Origin of the sequence: Sphaerochaeta sp. S2, assembly GCF_016406725.1 — a bacterium.
Classification (GTDB): domain Bacteria; phylum Spirochaetota; class Spirochaetia; order Sphaerochaetales; family Sphaerochaetaceae; genus Sphaerochaeta.
In genome coordinates this window covers 1-10,229 of the sequence record NZ_JAEKNT010000435.1, presented here as the reverse complement: position 1 = coordinate 10,229, position 10,229 = coordinate 1, and the positions used below count along the sequence as shown (strand labels likewise).

Below are 10,229 nucleotides of genomic sequence, written 5' to 3'. Positions count from 1 at the left end.
CCCATGATCAGGCACTTATCGGATCACGAGTACAACAGTTCAGGGAGGGGCTGAATGTCCTCTTGGATGCAATGGAACACCCCTGTCATGGACAAAAAAGACCGTACATGGATGAGCTGGTGGTTGCTTGCAACCTCTCTGAGCGAGAGAAGCAGGTACTGCATCTGATCAGTGAGGGAAAAAGCGATAAGGAAATAGGGCTTGAACTCTCTCTTTCAGTGAAGACAGTGGCTAATCATAATCGCAATATCTACGCAAAGTGCAAGGTTAGTGGACGATACGAGTTGCTTGCCAAGTTGTATGGCGATATATAGGATGCTTCCCTTTTTCTGGGCTTTCTGCAACTATTGGAACCATGATTGAGACCTTTTTGAAAGCATTCTTTTCCCGTGAGGAAGTTGAAGCCGTTGTCCTCTCCGGTTCCCGTACTGGGTTGGTCAGTGACGGGCTCTCCGACTATGATGTGTATATCTATGGAGAGAAGCCGGTTCCCCGCTCTTTTCGCCGGGAGCTGGCAGAGAGGTTTGCAAAGGAAGCAGAGGTCGGCAATGATTATTTTGGGGAGGGTGATGAACTATTCCTTCATGATGAGACTCCAGTTGACCTGATGTATCGTTCGCTCTCCTGGGCAGAAAATGAAGTACAGAGTGTGTGGGAACTTCACCAGGCGAGGGTGGGATACTCAACTGCATTCATCCATAACCTGAAGACTTCCAAAATCCTCTACGACCCAAAGGGTAGGTTCAGCGCATTACAGAAGCAACTTGATACCCCCTACCCAGAGGGGCTTAGGGATGCAATCATAGAGAAAAATTATCCACTACTAAGAAACAAGCTCACAGCAAGCTACTACGAGCAGATCGAGAATGCAATAAAGCGAGATGATGCGGTAAGCCAGGTCCATCGAACAGCCGCTCTCTTGGCGAGCTATTTCGATGTACTCTTTGCCTACAACCGACAAACCCATCCAGGGGAGAAGCAGTTGGCCTCTTGGGCTAAGCAAACCTGTAAAATCCTCCCGCTTCATTTTGAGAAGGATCTCTCACTGGTAACAGAGGGGATTGGAAAGAAAGAGATTCTCGATTCCTTGACGAGATTGCTGGACCATCTGGATGAGATGCTGGGTAGTTCCTACCCAGCATAATACTCCTGCTCTAGTGGTGTCTCTAGGCCAGCCCTCAAACCTTTTTCGCTATTGGTACAAATGTATTTTTTGAGAAAAAAATAGAATACAACAGAAGTGGTTTATGGTAGGATAATCGAGATATTTCAAGAAGACGGAAATAATGGGGAAGAGACTGAGAAAGTTTGGAAAGATACTCCTTTGGATACTTGCGGTGATTGCTGTTGTCTTGGCCATAAGTTCTGTATTGCATGCGACACTCTTCAAGCAACGAAGAAATGCTATCTCCCCATACGGGAACATGGTCCCAGTCTTCGATGGACAGATGCACATTACTGATCTAGGTGAAGGTGAACATACCGTGGTATTGCTTCCTGGCATGGGTGTAGCACTTCCCTCAGCCGATTTTGGGCCATTGCAACGAGCCTTGGCTGAGGATTATAAGACGGTAGTGGTGGAGTACTTCGGAGTGGGATTCAGTACCACCACCGAAAGAGAGCGTACGAGCGATCACTATGTGGAAGAGATCAGGGAAGCTCTCAGGGTTGCTGGGTATGAACCACCCTATGTGTTGATCCCACACTCAATTTCCAGCGTATACAGCGAACACTACGCTTCCCTCTATCCAAATGAGGTTGAGGCGATCATCAGCCTGGACGGAACATCCACCGCCTACTACGCGGAAACCCCTGCCTTTGTTGCTGCATTGCTTCCCATCGCCAAGGTGCAAGAATTCCTAGGATTGACCAGCTTGCTCGGTCCCCTGGTCACCAATAAGAGTGATGCTATGGAGCTAGGTTACACAGAGAAAGAAGTGGATGACATGCTTACCTTTGCCGGGTTCTCGATGAATGACACCCTTCTTGAACAGTTAGCATATTCAACCGAATTCATACGCGATACCATGAGTCTTTCCTACCCAAAAGAGGTTCCTTTCTTCAAGGTTATTGCCAAGGACACGTACGAGAAGCCCAATCCACAGATTCCTCTCTCTCCGAAAGAGTATCAGGAGCAGCATCTTGAACGTATCGGAGAGCAAGCTCAGTTTGAAGTTCTTGAGGGAAACCATTTCATCTACCAGACTAATGCTGATGCGATTGCTGCGATTGTAGAAAAGGTGTTGGAGGATTTATAGGCCAAGGTATAATCGAGCTTGAGCAAGCACACGTTCAAGCTCCTCGATTGTCTTGTTCCACAATGCATGGTCATCAGTAGGCTGCTCATGTTGCAACTCTGCACACAACTTCTGTGCGCCTGTTGCCCCAATAGCCCCACAGCTGCCTTTTGCTTGGTGGGCAAGTTCTGCCACTTCCTTCCAGTCCTGGCTGTCCCCGGCTATTGTAAGGGCTTCGACCAAACTGGATGTCTCCTCTATGAAAGCATGGAGTACCGTATTGTAGGCTTTTTCATTGCCTCCAAGTTGTAGGATGCCTCGTTGGAAATCGATTGCAGTATCGTTAAGGGCCTTTTTTGAGGCATAGATACCAGCGTAGTCGAGTACCTTCCTTTGGAGTTCTTCCGGAGAATAGGGCTTGCCGATAACTTCGGTTACCCCAATCTCCTTGCATCGGTTGAGTACACTGGAAATCAAGTCTGCTGAGGTTACCAGAAGGGGAACCTCCTGGTTCTTCTCCCTTATCAGCTTGCTTGACTCATACCCATTCATGACATCCATGTGAAGATCCATCAAGATGCAATCAATGATATCCTCGTGTTCGAGGAACCGTTCATACCCCTCTTTCCCGTTGGAAGCAAGGTAGACGGTTGCATCAATCTGCTCAAACAGTTCCTTGGCGATAATCTGGTTTGTTGCATTATCCTCGACAACTAAAACAGAGAATGATGCATTTTGTTCCCTATCTACTTTCTCCTTCGCGGTTTGCAGTGAAGGGGTGTTTGTTCCAAACAATTGTAGTAAACCATTGAACAGAACACTGTTGATGAGCGGAAGCATAATGACCAAGTCACAAGAGAGTAGTTGCTCTTTCTCTGGTTCAATCCGATCAGGGGAAATAACCAACAGCTTCGGTCTGGACGCAGTCTGGTTACTGAGCAGCTTATAAAGTCCATCAGGAAGAACCATTGATGGATGATATTCCATCACCAGAAGGTCATAGTCATGGGTCTCCTCAAGTGCCTTTAACGCGAGGCCGAATGAAGTAACCCCTTCATACTGTATCTGGTATTCAGTGAATACGAGAGCGAGACGGTCATAGAGCATTCTATCCTGAATGACAATTAATGCCTTGAGAGAGGAGAAATCAACGGAAGCCTGTGATCTTTCATCCTGGTCAGTATTCAATTGCATGGGAAGAGAAACAGTGAATCGGGTTCCTTCCCCTGGTTTGCTCTCCACCTCCAGTTTCCCCTGCATCTTCTCAACCAGTTCTTTCACAATGGAGAGACCAAGGCCGGAACCACCATACTTGCGGTGGATTGTCTCATTAGCCTGCACGAATGGGGTAAAGATGGTATCGAGCTGTTCCTTGCTCATCCCAATCCCTGTATCAGATACGCTCATGATAAGGGTACAGCTGGTTTCCGCCTTGTCCTTCGACGCGATTGAGAGGGTAATGGAACCATGCTCTGTAAATTTTACTGCATTGTTCATGAGGTTGATAAGGATCTGGGAGAGACGTGTAGGGTCTCCGATGAATCGTTTGGGTACATGAGCTTCTTCAGTAATCCTGAAATCCAAGCCTTTCTGTTGGATCAGGTACTGTTCGATCGATACACAGTTTTCCAGTACATCATCAAGATGGAATGGAACAGATTCGAAGGTGATCTTGTTCTCTTCCAGACGTGAGTATTCCAGAATATCATTGATGATCTGCTGCATGGTCTGCGTTGCAGTGGAAATGCTTTGGACATAACGCCTCTGGTCTGTAGACAATGGGGTCTTCTCAAGGAGAAAACTCATTCCTCTCACTCCATTAAGTGGGGTCCGTATCTCATGGGAGATACGAGCCAGGAATCGGCTTTTCTCCCGGTCCGCTTCTTCGGCTCGCATCTGTGCTTCTTCTTTCTCTAGGATTGCCTTCTTCAAGCGAACAATCCAGTAAGAGGAGAGAGCGAAGGCAAGAATTATGATGATTGCAATGACAATCGCAATTCGGATGATCGGCCAGTAGTCTATTCTTGTCTCATAGCGGATCCATTTATTAAAAATCTGTGCTCGCTCTGCTTCACTGATAGAATCGAGTCCCTTTCGCAGAATATTCGCCAGTATTGGTTCATTACGTTGTACTGCTATATGGAGTGTTTGCTCTGCATCTTCAGTAATGGGAATGATCGTAAGTTCAGTCAGTCCGAGCAGTCTGCTGAGATACACACTCGTTGCCTCATTTCCCACAAAGGCAACCTCTTCCCCGTGGTTTACTGCAAGCAGGGCTTCTTCCACCGTATCGTAGAGGCGAGGAGTGATGGACGGATAGGAGGTCAAGAACCCTTCATGCGAGCTTCCCCTCTGTACCGCTACCTGCCTTCCCTGAAGGTCGGAAAAGGAGGTAACTGAGGTATTGCTCTTCTGGACAATGATGGCTCGCTGGAAGTGAATGTAGGCAGGAAGGTAGCTTAGAAACTCTTCTCGCTCCCTCGTATACCCAACTGCAGACAATACATCAATGGACCCTTCTCTGGCTTGGCCGATCGTCTCAGTCCAGCTCAGGGTAGGATCATAGGTAAATGACAATCCGGTTCTCTCTGAGATAAGGGAGAGCAGGTCTGCAGCGATACCGGTATGGATGCCCTGCTCATCGAGGAACTCGAACGGCATGAACTTTGGATCGATACCAAGCCTCACTGTTTGATATTCCTCAATGAACTGATACTCTTCTCTGGAGAGCTGGAGTGACGCATCTGCATACACAACATTGGCCAAGAACAGAAGTATTCCCACGATAAGAATCAGGTATCTGTATTTGGACCGCTGCATTGAGGCTCCTTGGATTGTCTAGGTACGACTTAGCTTGTTTGCAATGGAGAGAAAGGCCTGGAACACCACTGGGTCGAAGTGTCTGGGAGCCTCCTCTTTCATTACCTGTATTGCTTCCTCATGAGAAAGAGCATCCTTGTACACACGCTTGCTGGTAAGTGCATCATAGACATCGATAACGGCCATCAAACGACCAGAGAGAGGGATCTTGGAATCTTTCAAACCTACTGGATACCCTGATCCATCATACCACTCATGGTGGCTCGCGATAAGGGAACGAGCGGTTTCAATGAAGCTGATCGGAGCTTCATCCTTGTCTGTTCCATAGTCGAGCGCTTCCACTCCCTTCAGTACATGTTGCCTCATGAGATCAGTCTCTTCCTTGGTCAGTCTCCCCGGTTTAAGAAGAATATTGTCAGGGATACCCACCTTCCCGATATCGTGCAGTGGTGCTGTGTCAACCAGCTCCTGGATTTCCTTATCGGTGAGGTAATATGAATCATCATCCTGTTTCTGGAGTTCAGCACAGAGGTGTCGCATCATGTTCTTGGTGCGTTTAGAGTGGTCACTGGTCTCAACATTGCGGATTTCCAACAGCCTCACCAGTGCATTGATGGTAATCGCGGTGGTTTTTCGAATCTCTTGAGTACGCTCCTCCACCAATCGTTCGAGCTGTTTGTTGTATTCTATTATCTGCCTGTTGGCTTGTTTCAGATTAAGCTGTAGTTCAATGCGTTTTTGAAGGGATCGAAAGTTCAGTGGTTTACGGATAAAATCGACGGCACCCTTTTCCAGACCGAGGATTTCCTTTTCTATCTCCTCAGAGTTGGTCAAGATGATAATCGGAATCTCTACTGAGAGAGCCTTGCACTGGTCCAGAAAGGCAAAACCGTTCATCTTTGGCATATGCAGGTCGAGTAGGATCAAGTCAATTTCCGGATGCTTGCTGAGCACCTGTAATCCTTCCTCGCCATCCCCTGCGGTTAGTACGGTGCAGTAGGAAAGCGTGGATTGGATCACGGCAAGATCGGTGGAAGAATCATCAATGGCAAGGATAACTGACACTGTTTCTCTCTCCTTTGTATTATGATGGTACCATCGGGCATACCATAGGTAAAGAAAAGGAGGGTTGGAATGAGCAAGAAAAGTAATAAGATTTCAGAAATCTAGTTTCCCGTAAGATAGTGCAAAGTCTGAAACGCACTCCAAGCTTCAATATTCAGTTGATGCTCACGGATCTGGGATGAGAGTAGATTCATCTCAGCTTGAAGCAGCTCTTCTTTTTTTCCGTATCCGCTTTGATAGAGCTCTTCATTCGTCCTCACTCGTTGCTCCAGGGTTGTCTGCTTCCTCTGCTCCAGATCAATTTTCTGCATGGAGGTTTTCAGCAGTAGATACTGCTGCTGTACCTCTTGGATAATCCGCTGTCTTGCTTGCTCAAGGTCAAGGGTGGCTGTCTCCTCTTGGCTCTCTGCACGTTTGATGGAATTTGCAATCTTCCCTCCATCAAAGAGCGTGGTTTTCAACCCTACCGATACGGTTACACTGTATGCATCCTGATCACTCCAGTCTGATTCTGACAGGGGAAAATTAGGACTACTGTAGCCTGCCGACATAACCAAGGCAAGGTCTGGTTTACCATAGAAAGAGCCCTTTGCAAGCCTCTCGGCTGCCTCCGTTGCTTTTTTGAGAGCAGAGAGAGCCCTCAAGGATGCCTGCCTTGGAGAGATGGATGTCTCAATGAGTGTCTCGACCGGTAGTTGCAGCATCTCCTCGATCGCCTGCTCATCGAAGCTATAGGAAGAAAGGTCTTGGTTACTGGTCAATGTTTGCAAGTTGAGTCTTTGTTCAGTGACGGTATAGTCACTCTCCAAAATGGCAAGTTCAATATCCTGGAGTGCTGTCTCTGTCTCAAGTTTTTCCAATTCCAGCATCATTCCCGAAGCAACACCTTCACTTGCAAGAGAGACCAGCTCCCTTCCAAGCGAATATTGTTGCTTGAGCAACTGCGAAATTGCCTCCAGGGAGGTGATTGTCACCGCCCTGGTGGAAATCTCAGCCATGAGTTCTTTCTCCCTGTTATGAAGCTCTTGGAGCTTTGCCTCAGCAATGGCTTCCTGTGCATCAACCGATGCATTGATCTTCCCCCAGGTAAAGAGTGGCTGGGTGATGTTCACCGAGAAGTCATACATACTCGATTCCATCCCATCATACAGCGTTACGTCACTCGGTGGCGTGAGGGGGGCAAGAGACAACGAGCCGGCAGGGAGTGTAATGGGCCCAATGAGTGGGTTGCTCATATACGTGCCGCTGAGCTCTAGATCAACGGTAGGCCAACGGGAAGCCTTGGCATCGCGTACATCGAGGATGGCTTGATTGACCTCCTCCTGAAGAGCGGCGAGTTCAAGATTCCCTGGAATTGCACCAAGAAGAGGGAGTGAGAGGGTGATCAGAATTGTACAAAGAAAGACTTTTTCAATTTTCATCTGCTGTCCCTCATATGCTGCTTTTTCATGATGATCCTGCGCTCAGTCATATAGTACAGGATTGGTATGATGAAGAGCGTTATCAAGGTGGAACTGAGCAAGCCTCCTGCAATGGCTTGTCCAAGTGGGGCATAAATTGCAGCTCCTTCCCCGGTTGCTAGAGCCATGGGGATTACCCCGAGCATCGTGGTAAGGGTGGTCATCAGGATAGGGCGGAGGCGGCTGGCTCCTCCATTGGCCACACTCATACGCAACATTTCCAAACTCTCTTCTCCCTCATTTGCCTCCTCTTCTCTCAGTACATTGATTGCATCGATCAGGATGATGCCGTTGTTCACTACAATTCCGCCAAGAGCAATGAGAGCCATGAAACTGATCAGGGAGATGGATGAACCAAATAGAAGGAGACCCAGGATTACCCCGATCAAGCTGAATGGGATGGATGCCATGACGATCAGGGGCTGACGGAATCTCTCGAACTGGATGACCATAACGGTATAGACGAGGAAGACAGCGATGGCGAGGGCGGTAGCCATCGGTTCGATGGAGTCTGCAATAAGTTCCATCAACCCCCCACTTGCTGTCTTTATCCCTTCAGGGAGCGGATGTTGAGCTAGGTAGTCCTGCATTCTTGCAGACACCCCTTTTGTATCTTCACTGACAAGCGTTGCAGAGACTGTTACGGTTTTCTCCCTGTCCTCGCGGACGATACGGCTCACAGCCCGCTCTTCTTTCAGCTCTGCCAGGCTTGCAAAGCTGATGAGCTCTCCGGTGGATGCTGGAACTTCTGCAGAGAGAAGGGTGGAACTGGTGATGGGTAAGCCCTTCAGGTCTGACTCCAGCCTGATCGGATACCGCTCTCCCTCTGTATTGGTGAGATTGCCTACCTCCATTCCCTGGAACAGGAGGTTCGCTGTAAGCCCCGCCTCGCTGCTGTTCACCCCAAGGTTGCTCATAAGCTGGTGGGACATATCCATGACCAGGATGTTTGCATCATAACTGGTATCAATACTGGCAACGAGGACCTCAGGATCTTCCTGCAGTTTCACTCGCAGTGACTCTGCAGCCTCATGCAGGAGTTCCATATCCTCTCCAACAAGCTTCAGTCCATAGCCACCACCACCAGAGATGTATCCAACCAGGGCATCAAACCCTCCGTTTGTGGTGTTGACTGTGGCGTCAACAATGCTGGAGGAGAGCAGATACTGAACCTCATTGATGATCTCATGCACAGATCGCTTGCGGTCTTTAGTTGGCACCAACACAACACGGATACTTGCCTGGTTGGGAGATGAGAAACCAAATCCAGTTCCTTGTCCGGAGAAGAGTACGATGGAGTCAATTTCTGGTACATGGGAGCTTACCAAGGCTTGGGCTTCAAGTGCCCGCTCCCTGGTCTGCTCCAGGCTGTATCCTTGGGGAAAGGTAAGAGCGATGTTGAAATCGCCATTATCAGTCGAGGGAATGAAGGTAAGCCCCAGGATGCCTCCTGCCATAATGACCAAGGTTAGAGAGAGAAAAGAAAAGATCAGGATGAATTTCCGGTTCGTAAGACTCCATGCCAACCCCTTTCGATATCCCCCTTCAAGACGATCGAGCATCCTGGAGAAGCGAGGTTCTCGCTTTCTTGCTTTCTCCGGGACATTCAAGACCAAGCGAAGGATGAAGGGAACGACCACCAATGCCACCAGTAGACTTGCTACCAGGGCAAGAATCAATGTAAGGGCGACATCACGAAGAATTGACCCTACAATACCTGAGAGCAGGGAGAGGGGGATGAATACAGCGAGCGTCGTGGTGGTGGAAGCAAGGATAGGGGAGCCCACCAAATCCGCACCACGGAGCAGTGCCTCCTCACTGGGCATCTTGTGTTCTTTGTGCAAACGCATGACTTGCTCGAGCATGACGATGGATCCATCCACCACCATACCCAAGGCAACCACAATGCCAGAGAGGCTCATCAGGTTGATGGTTACCCCAGCCACTCGCATGCCGATGAAGGTAAAGAGAATGCTGAGGGGAATGGAGAGTGCGATGGTAATGGTTGCCCTTGGGTCGCTCAGGAACAGAAAGATGACAAATACAGCCATAAGGATGCCGAGCAGTCCTGACTGGGAGACTTTCATCAATGAGGCGATGATGTTCTTGCTGTCATCACTGAGTATCTGGAAAGAGACGGCTCCGCCCGTTTCCTCCTGTGCGTCAGAGAGAACCTTCTTGATCTCCCGAACAATGGAAAGGGTGTTGCCATCGCCACGCTTAGTTACTGAGACCACCACCCGTGGAACTTGGTTTGCATCAGCATAGGCATCCATTTCTGCTGTCTCGAATGCAATATCTGCCACATGACTGAGCCTGATTACTGTTCCATCCTCTGTTGCACCGATTGGAAGGTTTTTCAACTGACCAAGCGATTCCAGGCTCCCATCATAGCGGAGATTTGCACTGTTCCCATGCCATACTGCGTCCCCTACAGGCAGTCGCATATTGGCATACTGGAGCACCTGATACACCTGCATCATGGAGATTCCTCTTGCCCTCAGGTCCTCGGTCCTTACCGTAACGCGTACTTCTTGGGACTGCATGCCGGTTACCGACACCTCAGCAACTCCCTGAATTCTGGTAATTCTTGGGATGAGGGTGTCTTCCACATAGGAGGAGAGATGGCTGGTATCCTCGCCTGCAT

General features: G+C 48.8%; 7 protein-coding genes. 3 read left to right on the top strand and 4 right to left on the bottom strand.

All coding sequences use genetic code 11. The features are described 5' to 3' along the window. The 3 genes from JF818_RS12455 to JF818_RS12445 all read left to right on the top strand — a co-directional run. Positions 1-314 (top strand): response regulator transcription factor (locus JF818_RS12455; RefSeq protein WP_198892315.1); only part of this gene is annotated, 314 nt, incomplete at its 5' end. A gap of 41 nt (positions 315-355) precedes the next feature. Further along, entirely contained in the window at positions 356-1,144 is a 789-nt protein-coding gene (locus JF818_RS12450; protein ID WP_198892314.1) for a DUF4037 domain-containing protein, read from the top strand. A gap of 142 nt (positions 1,145-1,286) precedes the next feature. Next, positions 1,287-2,258 carry an alpha/beta fold hydrolase gene (locus JF818_RS12445; RefSeq protein ID WP_198892313.1) on the top strand — a complete coding sequence of 324 codons (972 nt, stop codon included), beginning with the start codon at positions 1,287-1,289 and terminating at the stop codon, positions 2,256-2,258. Here JF818_RS12445 and JF818_RS12440 read toward each other — a convergent pair. From JF818_RS12440 to JF818_RS12425, 4 genes are all read right to left on the bottom strand, one after another. Beyond that, a complete protein-coding gene (locus tag JF818_RS12440; RefSeq protein WP_198892312.1) occupies positions 2,253-5,057 on the bottom strand; it encodes a transporter substrate-binding domain-containing protein in 2,805 nt (934 codons plus the stop codon). The genes JF818_RS12445 and JF818_RS12440 overlap by 6 nt on opposite strands. 18 nt (positions 5,058-5,075) lie before the next feature. After that, positions 5,076-6,122 carry an HD domain-containing phosphohydrolase gene (locus JF818_RS16715; protein WP_198892311.1) on the bottom strand — a complete coding sequence of 349 codons (1,047 nt, stop codon included), beginning with the start codon at positions 6,120-6,122 and terminating at the stop codon, positions 5,076-5,078. A 101-nt stretch (positions 6,123-6,223) separates the two neighbouring features. Further along, complete coding sequence (locus JF818_RS12430) at positions 6,224-7,543, bottom strand: TolC family protein (RefSeq protein WP_198892310.1); 1,320 nt, start codon at positions 7,541-7,543, stop codon at positions 6,224-6,226. Continuing rightward, positions 7,540-10,229, bottom strand: a 2,690-nt coding sequence (locus tag JF818_RS12425; protein WP_198892309.1) for an efflux RND transporter permease subunit, incomplete at its 5' end; no start/stop codon positions are given. The genes JF818_RS12430 and JF818_RS12425, both read right to left, overlap by 4 nt.